Below are 17,259 nucleotides of genomic sequence, written 5' to 3' on the forward strand. Positions count from 1 at the left end.
TATAGATTGAACCCAGCCAACGGCTGATATGCGGCCAGTGCCCACTCAGACTTCTGAATCCCAGATCACCGTGACCACGCCCGAATAGGTGCTGCCCGGATGCTCGAGCATGTCTTTGACGTCGCCGCTTTCGACTTCAAAGTGCAGTTTTCCTGCGCGGTTGTTCACATAAAACACCGGCTGGAACAGCTCGGTGCCCACGCCATCCAGGCGTAGGGGCAGCTTGTTGACGGCTTGCCCGGCCTGGTCCTGCATGCCAAATGGCAGGCTGACAGCCACCTGCAACGGCACCTGGTCCCCCGCGCCGTTGCGCAAGCCACAGGTGTTGCCCACCGCAAGGCTGCATTCGAGCTGCATCTTGAAACGCCCACTGGCGGAAATGACGAAAGTCTGGTCACGGAACAACCGCGCTGGCTGGCGCCCACGGTTGAGCCAGGCTTGCCAGCCGCCTTCGGGTAGCAACTCGATGCGGTTGCCGCCCGGCGGGAGATCAACCTTGAGCTCGTGCTCAACCGACAATTGAAAATTGAAAGTCAGGGCGCTTTCAGTCGACGCCATCACGTCACCGAAATCAAAATCCCCGCCCGGCCCGATGCTGTAAGTCAGGGAGCCACGGTATTCGCCGCTGGCCATGCCTAGCGGGTTAGGGGTTTTGAGTTCGTAGCCGTACTCCAAGTGGCTGTAGGTCAAGCGCGGAAAAGTGGTGCCCGGGTTTACCGTACATGCCCCCACGCCCTCCGGGACGATCCAGAAAAACAGTGCGAAATTGGCGGATGCCGCCAAGTAGTTAACCCCCTGGCAGGGAGGCGCACCGTACGTCCATAGGTAGCTCCAACCGGTCCCTCCGTTGGCCCACCCGCTAACGCCAGGAGGACGCGGCACATCCCAACGCGTACCAATACCCGCAATGCGCATTTGTACGGTTTCAACCTCACCCGTCCCGACGTGGACCACCTGCACATCACGCCAAGATGAAGGCACTTTGAAATAGGCGCCTTTTCGCGGATCTTCATGGTTGGCCTCGATCGGCTCTACCGAATCAGCCCTGAATGCCGGGTCACGGATACTGAAGGTATTCAGCGCCTCACACCTGGCTGGTACGTGCCACGCACACACGCCACTGTGGGGCGTGGTGTTCTGAAACTTGTTGACCATCGGGTTCGACGGGTCAGGACGAAACACCGCCGTGATGTTTTGCACCAGCGCATGCGCAGGCAGGCTCATGCTGACCAGCGCCAGCGCGAACGCACACTGCTTCAAGCCTGTTCTTGTTGCGTTTTTCACGTTCATAAAAATCCGTTCCATGCCATCAACCAGCGGTTTCGGCGTTGTGGGTCGCTTCTGCGAGCGTGTCCTTGGTGCAGCGCAAATCGCCGATCATCAACACGTCACTTTCATTCGGCGCGTTGGCCGGATCCAGGCGGAACTGGCAGAGCAACTGGTTCTGGTAGCGCACTTGCAGGGTCGGTGAACTGGCGCTCATTTCCATCGAGAAGAACCCGTCCACTTCGCTGACCCCACGGCTGGCATGGTTGATCACGTGATGGCCCTTGAGCGGTGCACCACGTTCATCCAACAAGCGGCCGAGCACGGTGACGGTTTTCATCACGGTGATTTTCCGGTAGTCCACGCCGCCTTTGTTCAGGTGATAGCTGGCGCGGGTCGGCTGGATATTGGCGGCGGGCGGGTGATTGCCTTCAAAATCGAAGCTCACGCTGCTGCTCTTGTAGGCCGAGACCGGCACGTAGTTGCGCCCGGGCCGCAAGATGGCGCCGCCACCGCCCAGGTCGTCGGCGCGCAGAGCGATTTCATCGAGGTCGGTTTCCACGTCGATGATCATCCCGGCACCGTTACCCTGGTATTGGCTGCTCAGCAGCATCTTGCCGGCACCGGCGACAAAGGTGCTGTTGAGGTTCAAACCGCCACTCAGGTCGCCATTGAAGGAGCTGCGCTGCACAAAACCGTCGCCACTGAACGCGTCTGTATTGAAGCTGGCCATGCCCGACAGGCCGACACCATAGGTATCGGTGATCGCTGTCGCCGAGACGCTTTGCAGCGCGTGGTCGGTGAGGTCCTGGCGCAGGGTCACCGAAGCGTTATTGTCGCGCCCGCCATCACGGGCGGTACGGGTGCCGATGCTGCCGGAAATCTGCCGGCCATCGCGGCCCAGGTTCATGCTGACGCTCACGTCCACACCGCGATTGCGCGCATCGTTGGTGCCAGCGCTACCGGGCCGATCGAACACCGAGAAGCGCCAGTTGGCATCGCTGCCGAACAGGTTGTCGTGGCGGCTCCAGCCCAGGTCCAACCCCGCGCCCTCGATATTGCCCTCACTGTGGGACAGGCGCATGTTCAGGGTGTTTTTCGCGTCGAGCCGGTGGTTGACCGACAACGCGGTGTTGCTGGCCTCGCCCACGAAGGTATTGCGGCGCAGACGCGTACCGTCCGGCAGTGTTTCGTAGGTGTCACGCGTGTCTAGCCAGCTGCGGTTATGGCTGAACACCAGGTTGGTTGAGCCCAAGGTGTAGAGCCCTTGCAGGTCCATGCCGGTGCCATGTTCCTGGGTCTGGTACAGGTTGGCATAGACGCTGGTGTTGTTGGCCACCGTCCAGTCCATCGACCCGCCGTACTGGAGTTGCTCGCGCACCTGACGGGCCGACAGGCCAAGGATCACGCGCGGGTGTACCAGATAGTTGAGCGACGCACCGGCCGTCATTGCGCCCGAAGCCTGTTCGTCCCAGTTGCTGAACAACTTGGTTTCGCGCCCGGCGAACAGGTTGTAGCGCCAGCGGTCTTCGGCGTTGCGCCAGTTACTGGGCTTGTACACCAGCTCCTGGGTGGTGCTGGTGGTGAGGCCGTCTTCCACCAGGCGCACTTCCACTTCATAGATGCCGCCGGGCAGTGGCCGTGTATCGAGGGTTTGCAGGCCTGCCGCTACCGCCTGGGTATTGATCAGCAAGCCGTTGCGGTAGATCTCCACCGCCGCTTGGCGGTTGGCGGTAACGTAGATCGGATACACGCTGGGCTTGGTGTTGTTGATGGCCAGGCTGTCGGAGCTGCCATACATCAGGCCCAGCGCCGTGTCGGGGCTGGCGCCGAAGCTGCGCAGTTGACGGGTCAGGCCGTCGGAATTGGGGGTGAAGTGACCCAGGCGGAAAAACTGCCCTTCGAGTTCGCGCTGGGTGTACAGCTCGTGAATCGCGTGGCGCATGGGTTCGTTGTCGCCACTCTGACGCGCCAGTTGCAGGTTGAATACCTGGCTCCAGTTACCCACGCTGGAACTGGCTTGCAAGCCATAGCGACCGCCCAGGCTGTCTTCCTGGCTGCCGTTGAGGTTGAGCTGGTTGTTAATGATCAGCCCCAGGCTGCCGCCTTCGGGCTGGTCATAGAAACGCGGAATGTCGTCACTGCGTTCGACGTCCTGGGTCAGGATCGACAACTGGGAGTTTTCCAGGTTGTAGAACGCCGAGATCATTTTTTCCGGGCAGGCCTGGGTGCAGGCGCCCAGGGCCACGCCTTTTTCCAACACGGCTTGCCAGGTATCACGGGTAGCGGCCGGGACTTTGCTGTCGCCGGTGTCGGTAAATTCGAGCAAGGTCACGCGATCATCCCGTGACAGCACAATCAGAGCCTCGCCCAGCGGTTGCTGGTCAAGGTCCACACGCACCGCCAACGGCACGTCGAAAAAGTGATCACTGAAACCTGCGGGCAGGCCTTGGGCCTGGGTAATCAAGCTGCCAGGGGTTGCAGCGCCGGAGGCAGCGGGTGCAGCCAGCGCACTCGTACACATCAACAGCGCAAGCGCAGCCGCGATAGGCGTCATCGGAAACATGAACGGATACCCTGAATGCCAAGAGATAAAAAAATCAGGTCGGCGGACAGAGAAGGGAATCAGCCGACCTGCAAGTGAATGCCCGTGATTAACAGGCACTCATTGGCATCACAGGGCTGGCAGTACGGCGTCGAATACCACCGGAATGGTGGTGGTGTAGGCACCGCGCTGAGTCGCCGTAGGCTTGGCGGCAGCGATGCGCATTTCCGCACCCACGCCTGGGGTGGAGTCGGCTTCGTTGACCACTTCCTGTGGCGTGCCGGTGAGGGTCACCCCGTTGAGGGTGGTGGTAACCGGGATGTTCTGCGCGGCATCACCGTTGAACAGCACCGCCGGGCCACCTTCGATGTAGGCGGCAACCGAACCGTTGGTGTTCTTGATGTCGTAGATGGCGCTCAGGGGAGCCAATTCACCGCTGACCAGGTTGTAGGTCATGGTCTCGTCACGGCCCCAGTTCGGATCACGCGGCTGGGCGTGGAACACGGTGGTCGGGATGTTTGCCTTGAGGTTGACGGTGTGGCTGGCTTCACCGGCAGCGATAGCGGTTACCGAGGAAGACAGCGCCAGAACAGCCAGGGGAACAGCAACAGCAAACTTCTTGAACATGGTCAATACCTGTAGTTGACAACATTGATTGGTTCATTGCCAAGGAGATCCCCAACAACGAATTACATTGCCGATTAGTTGGAACAAGCAATGCCAAACAATGATCAATCGAAACTATAGGCAGGTATGCAGGCGCATTCCAAAATGAGCGTAGCCCTTGTAAACAGCGGTTGAGCGAAAAAGATGGCATTTCGCCAAAACTTTAAAATTATCCGTAGGAAACAGGCTACACACTTAAAAACACGATAAAGAAGTTACTGTAAGACACAGACCACACCAACTCAAAAGCACCTCCACAACCACGGGCCAGATAAGAATTCGAGTCATGACTCTAATTAAAGTTATAGCTCTATAAATAAAAAAGATCCAATCGGACTTGTTTCACTTATGACCGAAACCCGTGCCTACCCCGTTGACCGTTGGTCGCCAAGGACTACCATTTCAGCAAAGATATATCTTAAGTTATATCTAAACATGTTCAGAGGACTTGCGCATGAAACACGAGCATCGCGGCGAATTTGAAAAACGCGGCGGCCGCGGCCCACGGGTATTCGCCCCCGGCGACCTGAAGCTGCTGCTGTTGTCATTGATCGCCGAGCAACCTTGCCATGGCTACGACCTGATCCGCCGCATCGAGAGCCTGTTCGACGGCGCCTACAGCCCCAGTCCCGGCGTGATCTACCCCACCCTGACCTTTCTTGAAGAGAGCGAGCTGATCAGCGGCGACGCCGATGGTGGAAAAAAACGCTACACAATCACCGACGCCGGTCGTCTCTTCTTAAGCGAACAAGCCGTTGCCCTGGATGGCGTGCGCATGCGCCTGGATGTCAGCAAGCGCTCGCTGCGTGGCCACGACCGCCCACCCCAGATCCATGAGGCGGTGCACAACCTGCGCCACGCCTTGCATTCGCACAACGGGCACTGGAGCCCGGAAGAAATCATTCGTGTCGCGGCGCTGCTCAATCGCACCGCTCAAGCCATTGCCGACGGGACAGACCAATGAACACACAAGCCATTCATCGCGTGACCCACGAAATCAAACGCCGCCGCCTGGAAGTTCTGCGGGTGGTGGACATCACCCCGCGCATGCGCCGCATCACACTGGGCGGGCCTGAGCTGGAGGGCTTTATCAGCCTGGGCAGCGACGATCACATCAAACTGCTGTTCCCGCAGAACGCCGCCGAGCAAGCAGCGCTTGAAAGCCCGACGTTCGCCATCAAGGGCGACGGCCCGCAACCGGCCATGCGCGACTACACGCCACGGCGCTACGACCTGGAAACCGGCGAGCTGGATATCGACTTCGTGCTGCATGGCGATGGCCCTGCGTCCACCTGGGCCGAGCAGGCGCAGGTCGGGCAGCACCTGTATATCGGTGGGCCACGGGGCTCGATGATCGTGCCGGACATTTTCGACAGCTACCTGCTGATCGGCGACGAAACTGCCCTGCCCGCCATTGCGCGGCGTCTGGAGGAGTTGCCCGCTGGGCGCAAGGTGCTTGCGGTGATTGAAATCGCCGATGCGGCGGAGCAACAGACGCTACAAAGTGCGGCCGATGTGGAGGTGATCTGGGTGCTGCGTGGCCGCGATGACCTGCTTGAGGTGGTGCAAAACCTGACGCTGCCCGACGGCACGCTGTACAGCTTCGTGGCGACCGAAACCAAGTTGTCGCGCCAAGTAAGGCGGGTGTTGCTGGACACCCACAAAGTCAATGAGGAATACCTCAAGGCCGTGGGTTACTGGCGCGCCGACGGCAGCCCGCAAGAGTGAGTCAGGGCCGGGGCTTGATGAATTTATCCAGCCCCACCATCACCAACGCTATCGCCACAAACCCCGCCAGAATCCCCCCGGCATTCACAAACACTTGTGGATAACCGAGGCGGTCCACATCGATGAACGGGTACTGATATTGCCCAAGCAAATGCCCACGCATCAGCACATACGCGAAGTACATCAATGGGTAAATCACCCAGGCGCCGATGTGCTTGAGGCGCAAAAAACCCTTGGGCACACAGCGCCACCAATAAATCAGAAACAGCAACGGCATCACGTCGTGCAGCAATTCATCGGCGATAAATTGAAAGCCTTCAGGGCTCCACAAATGCCGCAGCAGCAGGTTGTAGGCCAGGCTTACCACCACAATGCTCACGGCGACTCCACTGCTGATGTGAGGTGCCAGGAAAAACCGTTTGCCGGCTGACTCCCGGTTGACCCAGGCGTAGCTCAACACCACCACCACCAGGGTGTTGGTCAACACGGTGAAGAAACTGAAAAAACTCACCAGCCCACCCAGCAGGCTGGCTTCAATGGACCAGCGTGAATAAAGGATCAGGTACTGCTGGATCGCCAACCCCACCCAGCCGGCAAGCGCCGCCGTCGCGACAAAACGCTTCATGGGTTCAGTCCAGCGGGCGTTTGGTGCGCATCAGCTTGACGTACAACCCTTCGACTTTTTCCCGCGCCCAAGGCGTCTTGCGCAGGAAGGTCAGGCTCGACTTGATGCTCGGGTCGCTCTTGAAGCAGCGGATATCAATACGTTCGGCCAAGCCGCTCCATTCGTAATGCTCCACCAGGGTGGTGAGCACGTGTTGCAGGGTCACGCCGTGGAGCGGGTCGTTGCTTGTCGCGGTCATGCCGGGCCTTTTGCAAAAAGAGGAAACACAGCCGCGCACCTTAGCCGACGAGGCGTGCAGGTGGAAGCATCGCATTGAATATAGCCCGCCAGGAAAAGTTCCCCTTCCAGACGAAAAAAGAGATGTTATATTGTAACTATATCTATCAGACGTTTTGCCTAGGAATATCCGATGTCCCTGCCTTCTCTCTGGCGCTTGTCCCCTCTCGCCGCCGCCTTGTTGATCAGCTCACAAGCCTATGCCCTGGAACTGCCCCCCCAAGTCGTCACTGGCAACCCGCTGGGTAGCGAACAACTGGCCTCGCCCACCACTGTGCTGGAAGGTGATGAGCTGACCCTGCAACAAAAAGGCAGCCTCGGCGAAACCCTGAACAAGCAGCCCGGGGTGTCATCGTCGTATTTCGGCCCAGGCGCCAGCCGCCCGATCATTCGCGGCCAGGATGGCGACCGTATTCGCATCCTGCGCAACGGCGTGGGGGCGCTGGATGCGTCGTCGCTGTCCTATGACCACGCGGTGCCGCTGGACCCGATCAATGTCGACCGTATCGAAATCGTGCGCGGCCCCGCAGCACTGCTGTACGGCGGCAGTGCCATCGGTGGCGTGGTCAACACCTTCGACAACCGCATCCCCACCGAGGCCATCGAAGGCATCCACGGTGCGGGGGAACTGCGCTACGGCGGCGCCGACACCACCCGCAGCAGCGCGGGCAAGCTGGAGGCCGGCAACGGCACATTCGCCTTGCACCTGGACGCCAATGCGCGGGAATTCAACGACCTGAAAATCCCCGGTTATGCGCGCAGCCGCCACGCGCCGGAGAGCGAAAACGGCCCTGGCAAAAACGGCCGCCTGGGTAACAGCAACGGGCGTCAGGACGGCGGTGCGGTGGGTGGTTCCTACACCTGGGATGATGGTTACGCGGGCCTGTCCTACAGCAACTACGACAGTAATTATGGCTCCCCCGCCGAGCAGGATGTACGCATCCGCATGAAGCAGGATCATTACGCCTTTGCCTCCGAAATCCGCAACCTGCAGGGCCCGTTTACCTCGGTGAAGATCGACGCGGGCTACACCGAGTATCAGCACCGCGAAATTGAAGGCGGCGAAACCGGCACCACCTTCAAGAACAAAGGCTATGAAGCCCGAGTGGAGGCACGTCACCAGCCCATCGGCCCGTTCGACGGCGTGGTCGGCGCCCAAGTGACCCGCAATGAATTTTCGGCCCTGGGTGAGGAAGCGTTCGTACCGCAGACCGATACCAACGCTGGCGCCCTGTTTATCCTGGAAGAGATGCAAGCCACCGAGCGCTTGAAACTCAGCCTGGGTGCGCGCCTTGAGCACACCAACGTCGACCCGGATGGCAAGGGCAATGCGCGCTTTGCCACTGCGGATAAATCCAACGACTTCACCGCAGGCAGCCTGTCGTCGGGTGCGGTCTACACGCTTACGCCAATCTGGTCGGTGGCCGCGACGCTGGGCTACACCGAGCGCGCCCCGACCTTCTACGAGCTGTATGCCAACGGTGCCCACGTCGCCACCGGCACCTATGAATTGGGCGACGCCAACCTGTCGAAAGAAAAGGCCGTGTCCAGCGACCTGGCCCTGCGTTTTGACAATGGCACCCATAAGGGCAGCTTTGGCGTGTTCTACAGCCGCTTCTCCAACTACATCGGTTTGCTCGGCACTGGCCGCACGTTGAACGACGAGGGTGAAGAGGATGCTGGCGGTATTCCCGAGTACGGCTACTCCGGCGTACGTGCGCGTTTCGCCGGTTTCGAAGCCCAGGATCACTGGAAGCTCGGCGAAGGCGCCTACGGCAAGTTCGCTCTGGAACTGTCGGGCGACTACACCCGCGCCACCAACCTGGACAGCGGCGAAGCCTTGCCGCGCATTGCGCCCCTGCGTTTGAACAGCGGCTTGCTGTGGGAACTGGATCGCTGGCAGGCACGTATCGATGTGGAACATGCTGCGGGCCAAGGGCGCGTGCCGGATAACGAGAGCGGCACCGATGGCTACACCACTTTGGGAGCAAGCGCGGGGTATCGCTTCAACGTCGGTGGCAGCCAGTGGCTGGCGTTCGTCAACGGTGAAAACCTGACCAACCAGACCGTGCGCTACGCCAGCTCGATCCTGCGCGACATCGCACCGGCACCGGGGCGCAGTGTGCAGTTCGGCATCCGCACCACCTTCTGACCAACACCGAAAACCCTTTGTGGGAGCAAGCCCCCTCCCACATTATTAGCCAGCGACTATCTGTCACTGTTACCAAAACTGAAATGATGCATCTTGCGATTCACCCTTTCTCAAAACGCCCCGCCGCATTATCCTTCGCAACAATCTGAAACGCTTCACCTCCCGGTCGCCCAATTTGCCGAATCTCTTCCTGCATAAAGACAGCGCTGTCTTGAATCGACCAGCGCCGGGGGGTTTATTGCCCGCCTGTGGATAACCGAGTTATCCACAGAAAAAACCAAAAATAACGATGAACCAAGCCCGAGCCGAATCGTCATCTACAGTGAGTGAAGCACGGGGTTACATAATTCCAACGTAACGGAGAAACACACTATGAGCACTGATGGTGCCTCAAGCCCAAGCCGCCTGTTGCCCAGGCTGCTGGGGGTCTTGCTGCTGATCATGGGGCTGGCCTTGCTGGCCGGCGGCGTCAAGCTGAGTATGCTTGGCGGGTCGCTGTACTACCTGCTGGCCGGTATCGGCATTGCCCTGACTGGCGTGTTGCTGCTGGCTACCCGCCGCGCTGCACTGGGCCTGTATGCACTGGTGTTGTTCGCCAGCACCGTGTGGGCCCTGTGGGAAGTGGGCCTGGACTGGTGGCAGCTGGTGCCGCGCCTGGCCCTGCTGTTCGCCCTGGGCATCGTCATGCTGCTGCCGTGGTTTCGCCGGCCATTGCTGCGTGGCCAAGCCGCGCCGTTGGGCACTGGCGCGCTGAGCGTGGCCGTGGTGCTGGCGGGCGCAACCGCCCTGGCCAGCCAGTTCACCAACCCAGGTGAAATGGTCAAGACCGGCCAACTGGACCGCGACGCGGTACCCGGCATGGCCAGCGCCGCACCCTCCCAAGCCGATGGCGACTGGAACTCCTATGGCCGTTCGGCCTTCGGTGACCGTTACTCGCCACTGGCACAGATCACTCCGGAAAACGCCCACAAACTGGTGCCGGCGTGGACCTATCGCACCGGCGATATCCCGGGCCCGAACGATCCGGGTGAAACCACCGCGGAAAACACCCCGCTGAAAGTCAACGGCATGCTCTACGTGTGCACGCCGCACAGCCAGGTGATCGCGCTGGACCCGGACACCGGCAAGGAAATCTGGCGCTTCGATCCGAAGATCAGCAGCCAGGGCGCCGAGAATTTCAAGGGTTGGGCGCACATGACCTGCCGTGGCGTGTCGTATCACGATGACGCCGCCTACGCTTCCGAACAGAGCCCGACTGGCAGCGCTAGCCCGGCTGCGGCACCGACTGCCTGCCCGAAACGCATCTTCGTGCCGACTGCCGACACCCGTCTGATCGCCCTGAACGCCGACACCGGCAAGATGTGTGAAGACTTCGGTGACAAAGGCCAAGTCGACCTGCGCGCCAACATCGGTAGCTTCGCCCCAGGCGGCTACTACTCCACTTCGCCACCGGCCGTGACCAAGAACCTGGTGGTGATCGGCGGTCATGTGACCGATAACGTTTCCATCGACGAGCCTAGCGGTGTGATCCGCGCGTTCGACGTGCACACCGGCAAGCTGGTGTGGAACTGGGACAGCGGCAACCCGGACGACACCACCCCGTTGGCCGAGGGCAAGACCTACACCCGCAACTCGCCGAACATGTGGTCCATGTTCGCCGTGGATGAAAAACTCGGCATGTTGTACCTGCCGATGGGCAACCAGATGCCCGACCAGTACGGCGGCGACCGTACCGATGATTCCGAGAAATACGCAGCGGGCCTGACCGCTCTGGACATCGACACCGGCCACGTGAAGTGGACCTTCCAGTTCACCCACCATGACCTGTGGGACATGGACGTGGGCGGCCAGCCTTCGCTGATCGACATCAAGACTGCTGACGGCGTCAAGCAAGCGGTGATGGCATCGACCAAGCAAGGCAGCATCTACGTGCTGGATCGCAGCAACGGTCAGCCAGTGGTTCCGATCAACGAAATCCCTGTACCGCAAGGCGCAGTGGCAGGTGATCGCACCTCCCCGACCCAACCCAAGTCCGACCTGAACTTCATGCCGCCGCCCCTCAAGGAGCGTGACATGTGGGGCGTGACGCCGTTCGACCAACTGATCTGCCGGATCGACTTCAAGTCGATGCGCTACGACGGCCCGTTCACCCCGCCGTCGCTGCAAGGCTCGATCGTATACCCAGGCAACTTCGGCGTGTTCGACTGGGGCGGCATCTCGGTTGACCCGGTGCGTCAGATCGCGTTCGTGAACCCAAGCTACATGGCATTCAAATCGAAACTGATCCCGGCAGCCGACATCGCCAAGCAAGGCCCACGCGTCAGCGAAACCGAAGGCGTACAGCCGAACAAAGGCGCGCCGTACGGTGTGATCCTTGAAGCACTGCTGTCGCCGATGGGCCTGCCGTGCCAGGCGCCAGCGTGGGGCTACGTGGCAGCGGTCGACCTGACCAACCACCAGACCATCTGGATGCACAAGAACGGCACCGTGCGTGACAGCTCGCCGGTCCCGATCCCGCTGACCATGGGCGTGCCTAGCCTGGGCGGTACGTTCACCACCGCCGGTGGCGTCGCGTTCCTCAGCGGCACCCTGGACCAGTACCTGCGTGCCTATGACGTGAAAAACGGCAAGCAACTGTGGGAAGGCCGCCTGCCAGCAGGCGCGCAAACCACCCCGATGACCTACACCGGCAAGGACGGCAAGCAATACGTGCTGGTCATGGCCGGCGGTCACGGCTCCCTGGGCACCAAGCAGGGTGACTATGTGATGGCGTTCAAACTGCCGGATTAAGCAGCACCGGCGATATAAGCAAAGGCGGCTACCTCACAGTAGCCGCCTTTTTTTATATCCGTGTCCTATACATCAGCCACAGGATGCTAGCGGGTATGGCAAATATCTATCCAAACCTGTCATGGTTGACAGGTTTTAACTGCGCAAAAATGATTTAGCCTCCCGCTCGAGATTGCTTTAGCTCGCGAACCGCTTACGCAATACCTAGGCGCACGGATGAAATTTTAAATGGAGCTTTTCACTATGACGGACCATAGCGCTGTACAACCAAACCTTTGTATCTCGACAAAAATCCTGGAACTGGAACAACTCGACAGTCCAAGTTTAAGAAAGCTGATCAGCGGGCAAGTGCTTGCCATTCGAGTGCCCGACTTCGCCAACGAAAAAACCAGCGCACGGCTGATTCAGAGCATCAGCGAAACCGCCACGCTGGAACAGTACAGCCACGAAACCTACGAGGGCGGGCACGTCGTACAGCACTTCTATGGCGTGCATCGCTGGGGCACGCCGTTCAATTCCACCTATGGCAAGGTTGCGGGCAGTGATGCCCAACGCAAGTATTACGCTGACGCTGCCCATATGCGCAGCCTGATCGACCGTATTTGCGCCCCGCAACAACCGCCCATTCAAGACTTGATGGAGCAGTTCCAGAGCATTTGGCCGCAAGGCGCACAAGCCGCTGCATTCCAGGGCCAACCGATGTTCTGCGGGATCATCCGCGCCATGTTTCCCGAGACGGCGCACCTCTCGGAAACGGTTCCCCATGTTGATTGCCTGCCCCTGTCGATCGCGGAACTGGAACACCAATTCAGCGCCAATATTTATCTGGAAACGCCGCCATCAGGCGGAGAGTTGATCATCTGGGATACCGAGGCCTTTGCCTATGCCGAGGTCAAGCGTTTCGAAGGTGCGCAGCTACCCGAGGAGCGCTTGCAAAAGCCGTTGCGTATCCAGCCGCGCAAGAACGAATTGGTGATCATCAATACTCGCCGTCCCCATGCCATTTGCGGATTCGAATCGGGCAAACGTATCAGCATGCAGTCGTTTATCGGCTATACCGCTGGCAAACCGTTTTATTTCTGGTGCTGATACTTTTAACCCTCTTGCAAATGGACATCTTTTTATGACCCCCGAAGAATTCCGTCGCCATGGCTACGCCATGATCGACCTGATCGCAGACTATCGAGAAAACATCGAGCAACGCGGCGTGCAGCCCACCACGGTGCCCGGCGAAATCAAGGCCGCCCTGCCAGCGAGCCCGCCTGACAGCGCCGAACCGTTCGAACAGATCATGGGCGATGTCGAAAAGCTGATCATGCCCGGGCTGCTGCATTGGCAGCATCCGAGTTTTTTCGGCTTCTTCCCTTCCAACGTGGAGCTGTCTTCGGTGCTGGGCGATTGCCTGAGCACTGGCCTGGGTGTGGTGGGCTTGTCCTGGCAATCCAGCCCGGCCCTCACCGAAATCGAAGAAGTGACCACCGATTGGCTGCGCGACATGCTCGGCCTGAGCAGCGCCTGGAGCGGCGTGATCCAGGACTCCGCGTCAACCTCCACCCTGGTGGCCCTCATCAGCGCCAGGGAGCGCAGCTCCGATTACGCGCTGATGCATGACGGCCTGCAAAACAGCGGCGCCCCCCTGATCGTCTACACCTCGGCCCACGCCCATAGCTCGGTCAACAAGGCGGCGATCCTGGCCGGATTCGGCCAGAACCATATCCGCACCATCGCCACCGACCAACACAATGCAATGTCGCCCCAGGCATTGGCGCACGCCATCGAACAGGACCTGGCCGCCGGCAATCGCCCCTGCGTAGTAATTGCTACCACCGGGACCACAGCCGCCATGGCGATCGACCCTCTGGATGCGATTGGCGACCTGACACAACGCCACGGTGTGTGGCTGCATGTGGACTCGGCCATGGCCGGCGCTGCGATGATCCTGCCGGAATGCCGGGCACTGTGGCAGGGCATCGAAAAAGCCGACTCCCTGGTGCTCAACCCGCACAAATGGCTGGGCGCGGCCTTCGATTGCTCGGTGTACTTCGTGCGCGACCCCGAGCATTTGATTCGCATCATGACCACCAACCCGAGCTACTTGCAGTCCAGTGCCGACGGCCAAGTCAGAAACTACCGCGACTGGCGGATTTCATTGGGCAGCCGCTTCCGCGCCCTGAAGCTGTGGTTTCTGATACGCGAACAAGGCGTCAGCGGCTTGCAGGCACGGCTGAGGCGCGACCTGGCCAATGCACGCTGGCTGGCTGAACAGATCGAAAGCAGCGCGCAATGGAAACTGGTGGCCGCGCCAGCCCTGCAAACCCTGTGTATTCGTCATGAACCGCCAGGGCTGAACGGCGAGGCGCTGGATCAGCACACGCGGGCCTGGGCAGAAAAACTCAACCAGTCCGGTCATGCCTATGTCACCCCCGCCCTCCTCGAAGAGCGCTGGATGGTGCGGGTGTCCATCGGTGCATTGGGCACCGAGCGCCAGCATGTCGAACGGTTATGGACGCGGCTGCAAAGCCTGGTCGCTGAAACGCTGCCAAAGTAGCTCCCTCGCCACGGTTTAATGCTCGTCTGCTGTGTCTAAACAGACACCCGCGCACGGCGCATCCAGCGCTCGAACGCCATGGCATTCAGTGGCCGGCTGATCAGGTAGCCCTGGGCCGTGTCGCACTGCCAGTGCTTGAGCAGGGTGAGGCTGTGCTCGAACTCCACCCCCTCGGCCACGACCTTGAGGCCCAGGTTGTGGCTCATCTCGATGGTGGAGCGCACGATCACGCCGTCGCCGCTGGTGCTGTCGAGGTTACGTATGAACGACTGGTCGATCTTCAACTCCTGTACCGGCAGGCGCTGCAACTGCGCCAGTGATGAGTAACCGGTACCGAAGTCGTCCACCGACAGGCTGATGCCGCAGCCGCGCAGTTGTTCCAGCACGCTGAGGGCTTGCTGTGGATTGTGCATGATGGCGCTTTCGGTGATTTCGAAAAGCAAATGCTCGGCGCTCACCTCGTATTGGATCAATAGCGCAGTGACGCGAATGGCCAAGTCGTCATCGACCAGGTCGTTCACCGAGATATTCACCGACAGTTGAATCACCAGGCCACGCAGCGCCCATTCGGCAATCTGGCGGATGGCCTCTTCAATCACCCATAAGGTCAGGGGCCCCATGCTGCCGGTGCGTTCGGCCAGGGGAATGAATTCTGTGGGCGACACTTGCCCAAGGGTCGGGTGTTGCCAGCGCAACAACGCTTCGGCCTGGCCCACATGGCCGTGCTTGAGGTCAAGCTTGGGCTGATAGCACAGGAACAACTCGCCTTCGACCACCGCCCGGCGCAGATCGCGGATCAGGGTAATCTGGCGTTGGTGAGCGAGGTCGCGATCAGGCTGGTAGATCTGCAAATGCCCCGGCATGGTGGCCGCGTCATGCCGAGCGATGGCGGCGCGGTTGATCAGTTCCTCGACCTGCTGACCGTCTGCGGGATACGCGGCAATACCGATGCTCACTTCATGACGCACTTCATCGTTACCGATGCGCTGGGGTTCGGTCAGCAGCCCGTACACGCGGTCGGCACGGGCGACGGCGGAGTCGATTTCGGTGTTTTCCAGCAACAGCAGAAACTCACTGCCGGCAATGCGCGCGGCGGTGTCGCTGGCCAGCAGACTCATGGACAGGCAGCGGCTGGCTTCGCACAACATTTCTTCCACACCCTGGGGGCCGAAGCCTTCGTTGATGACCCGATAGTTTTCAATCCCCAGGTACAGCAACACCACCGGCCGCCGCGCACTGATCGCACTGCCCAGACGCTCCATGGCCAGGGCGCGATTGGGCAGGCCGGTGAGCGCATCATGCAAAGCGTTATGGGCCAACTGTCGTTCGCGCACGGCGATGCCGCTTTGCATGGCATTGAAAGCGCGGGCCAAGAGGCCGAACTCATCATGGCTGCGCACCCGCACCGGCGTGTGGTAGTCACCGGCGCCGATCCGCTCAGCGGCCCGCACCAATGCATTGAGCGGGCGTGATACACGCCGCGCAAGAAATAACGCCGCCCCCAGCGAGACCAACAGCACCGCCACGGCAATCACCAGAAACTGCCGGTCCAGCGGTGCGAAGGATTCCAGGGCGTGGTCCAGCGGGCTTTGCAGCAACACGCGCACTTCATCGCCTTCGCCGCTATTGGCCAAGGGCAACACCTGGCTGAGCACGCGCTGGCCATGGAACCCTTGGACCCGCGCCTGCGGATCGATTGACGTACCCAGCAGCAGGTCGATAACGCTCGGGCGCAAACTGCCCGGCTGGGTCGTGAAGAGCTGGCCGACATGGCCGCCTTGTACGCTGAGAAACGACACCTCAAGGTTGCTCATGGAGCGCAACTCATGGGCAAATTGCGTATCCATGGGAAAGCCCATGATCACTCGGGCGATGGGCGCGGGTTCAAGGACTTCCTTCTGCACCAGCAAGTAGGGGCGCCCAGCCATGGCGACGATCAGCATTTGCTGGCCGCTGCGGCGCGCGCTGCGCAATGCATTGGCATAAGGGAACGCCTCCCCTTGCGTCATCGCCGGCAAGGTACTGACCATGACCCTGTCATCCAGGCCCAACACGAACACTTCGCTGGAATTGACCCCCGTACCGTGGCGTCCCAGGGCCTCCAGGATCGGCACAGTTGCGCCACCGGCCACGGCCTGCTTGAACGGGCCATCGATGGTGAGCCAGTCCAACCCATATTGCAGGCGGCGGCCGCGCAGGTCCAACAAGCGCTCGAACACCTGCCGCCCAGTGTCCAACTGCACCTGGGCCTGGTTCTCCACGGCGCGGGTAGTAGCGGCCTTGACGGCGAAATACGTGGCCGCCACGACCACCAGCAACAACAGCGCCAGTACTCCGGCAATCCGGGTTTGAAAGGTGTGACGCCACTGCAATGCCGCACCCGCCGGCCGCGCTCGGCGTTCTGTGCGGTGCGTTGCGTCTCTCATATGCATCCCTGCCGGTTGCTGAGCTGGCGTCAAAAAAACGTCCATCCTTAAAGAGAATTTTGTTTAGGCTAGATTAGCTTGGACAAGGCATAAGTAAACCCAATAAATACGGCACCGTTAGCGTCATATTATTGACTAAAGCACTGAGGCAGCGTCATTTTGGTAATTTCATGCAATATGTTGCTATCTCACCCCCACCATTGAAACCACCGCTCCCCCGCCCCATCTAACCTGCAT

The 17,259-nt window shown here is 60.3% G+C and carries 12 protein-coding genes; 6 read left to right on the forward strand and 6 right to left on the reverse strand.

Going from position 1 to position 17,259, the window contains the following annotated elements:
- Positions 1–45: 45 nt before the first annotated feature.
- From FW800_RS17495 to FW800_RS17505, 3 genes are all read right to left on the reverse strand, one after another.
- On the reverse strand, positions 46–1,290 hold the full coding sequence (locus tag FW800_RS17495) for a hypothetical protein (RefSeq protein ID WP_446438119.1): 1,245 nt from the start codon (positions 1,288–1,290) through the stop codon (positions 46–48).
- A 19-nt stretch (positions 1,291–1,309) separates the two neighbouring features.
- Positions 1,310–3,832, reverse strand: coding sequence for a CS1-pili formation C-terminal domain-containing protein (locus tag FW800_RS17500; RefSeq protein WP_446438120.1), 2,523 nt, complete (start codon positions 3,830–3,832; stop codon positions 1,310–1,312).
- 108 nt (positions 3,833–3,940) lie between these two features.
- On the reverse strand, positions 3,941–4,438 hold the full coding sequence (locus tag FW800_RS17505; RefSeq protein ID WP_032877593.1) for a CS1 type fimbrial major subunit: 498 nt from the start codon (positions 4,436–4,438) through the stop codon (positions 3,941–3,943).
- Positions 4,439–4,931: 493 nt separating this feature from the next.
- Between FW800_RS17505 and FW800_RS17510 the strand changes: the two genes are divergently transcribed.
- Positions 4,932–5,441 (forward strand): PadR family transcriptional regulator, encoded by a 510-nt coding sequence (locus FW800_RS17510; protein ID WP_005785185.1) that lies wholly within the window; start codon positions 4,932–4,934, stop codon positions 5,439–5,441.
- Complete coding sequence (locus tag FW800_RS17515; protein ID WP_446438121.1) at positions 5,438–6,205, forward strand: siderophore-interacting protein; 768 nt, start codon at positions 5,438–5,440, stop codon at positions 6,203–6,205. Before FW800_RS17510 ends, FW800_RS17515 begins: the two co-directional genes overlap by 4 nt.
- A 1-nt stretch (position 6,206) precedes the next feature.
- On the opposite strand, the gene FW800_RS17520 is transcribed toward FW800_RS17515, so the two are convergent.
- Complete coding sequence (locus tag FW800_RS17520) at positions 6,207–6,830, reverse strand: Pr6Pr family membrane protein (protein WP_032877598.1); 624 nt, start codon at positions 6,828–6,830, stop codon at positions 6,207–6,209.
- 4 nt (positions 6,831–6,834) lie between these two features.
- Complete coding sequence (locus FW800_RS17525) at positions 6,835–7,068, reverse strand: VF530 family protein (RefSeq protein WP_003188882.1); 234 nt, start codon at positions 7,066–7,068, stop codon at positions 6,835–6,837.
- 171 nt (positions 7,069–7,239) lie between these two features.
- On the opposite strand from FW800_RS17525, the gene FW800_RS17530 reads away from it, so the two are divergent.
- The 4 genes from FW800_RS17530 (at position 7,240) to FW800_RS17545 (ending at position 14,596) form a co-directional block, all read left to right on the forward strand.
- On the forward strand, positions 7,240–9,258 hold the full coding sequence (locus FW800_RS17530; RefSeq protein WP_032877600.1) for a TonB-dependent receptor: 2,019 nt from the start codon (positions 7,240–7,242) through the stop codon (positions 9,256–9,258).
- A gap of 372 nt (positions 9,259–9,630) precedes the next feature.
- Positions 9,631–12,048, forward strand: a complete 2,418-nt coding sequence (locus FW800_RS17535; RefSeq protein WP_005785177.1) for a glucose/quinate/shikimate family membrane-bound PQQ-dependent dehydrogenase — start codon at positions 9,631–9,633, stop codon at positions 12,046–12,048.
- A 243-nt stretch (positions 12,049–12,291) separates the two neighbouring features.
- Positions 12,292–13,137 (forward strand): 2OG-Fe(II) oxygenase, encoded by an 846-nt coding sequence (locus FW800_RS17540; RefSeq protein ID WP_032877604.1) that lies wholly within the window; start codon positions 12,292–12,294, stop codon positions 13,135–13,137.
- Positions 13,138–13,171: 34 nt separating this feature from the next.
- The gene (locus FW800_RS17545; RefSeq protein ID WP_248134427.1) at positions 13,172–14,596 is read left to right on the forward strand and encodes a pyridoxal phosphate-dependent decarboxylase family protein; all 1,425 of its coding nucleotides are present in this window, start codon (positions 13,172–13,174) and stop codon (positions 14,594–14,596) included.
- 35 nt (positions 14,597–14,631) lie between these two features.
- Here the strand turns inward: FW800_RS17545 and FW800_RS17550 are convergent, their stop codons facing one another.
- Complete coding sequence (locus FW800_RS17550; RefSeq protein WP_446438155.1) at positions 14,632–16,968, reverse strand: putative bifunctional diguanylate cyclase/phosphodiesterase; 2,337 nt, start codon at positions 16,966–16,968, stop codon at positions 14,632–14,634.
- Positions 16,969–17,259 lie beyond the last annotated feature (291 nt).

Source organism: Pseudomonas sp. 910_23 (genome assembly GCF_052850795.1).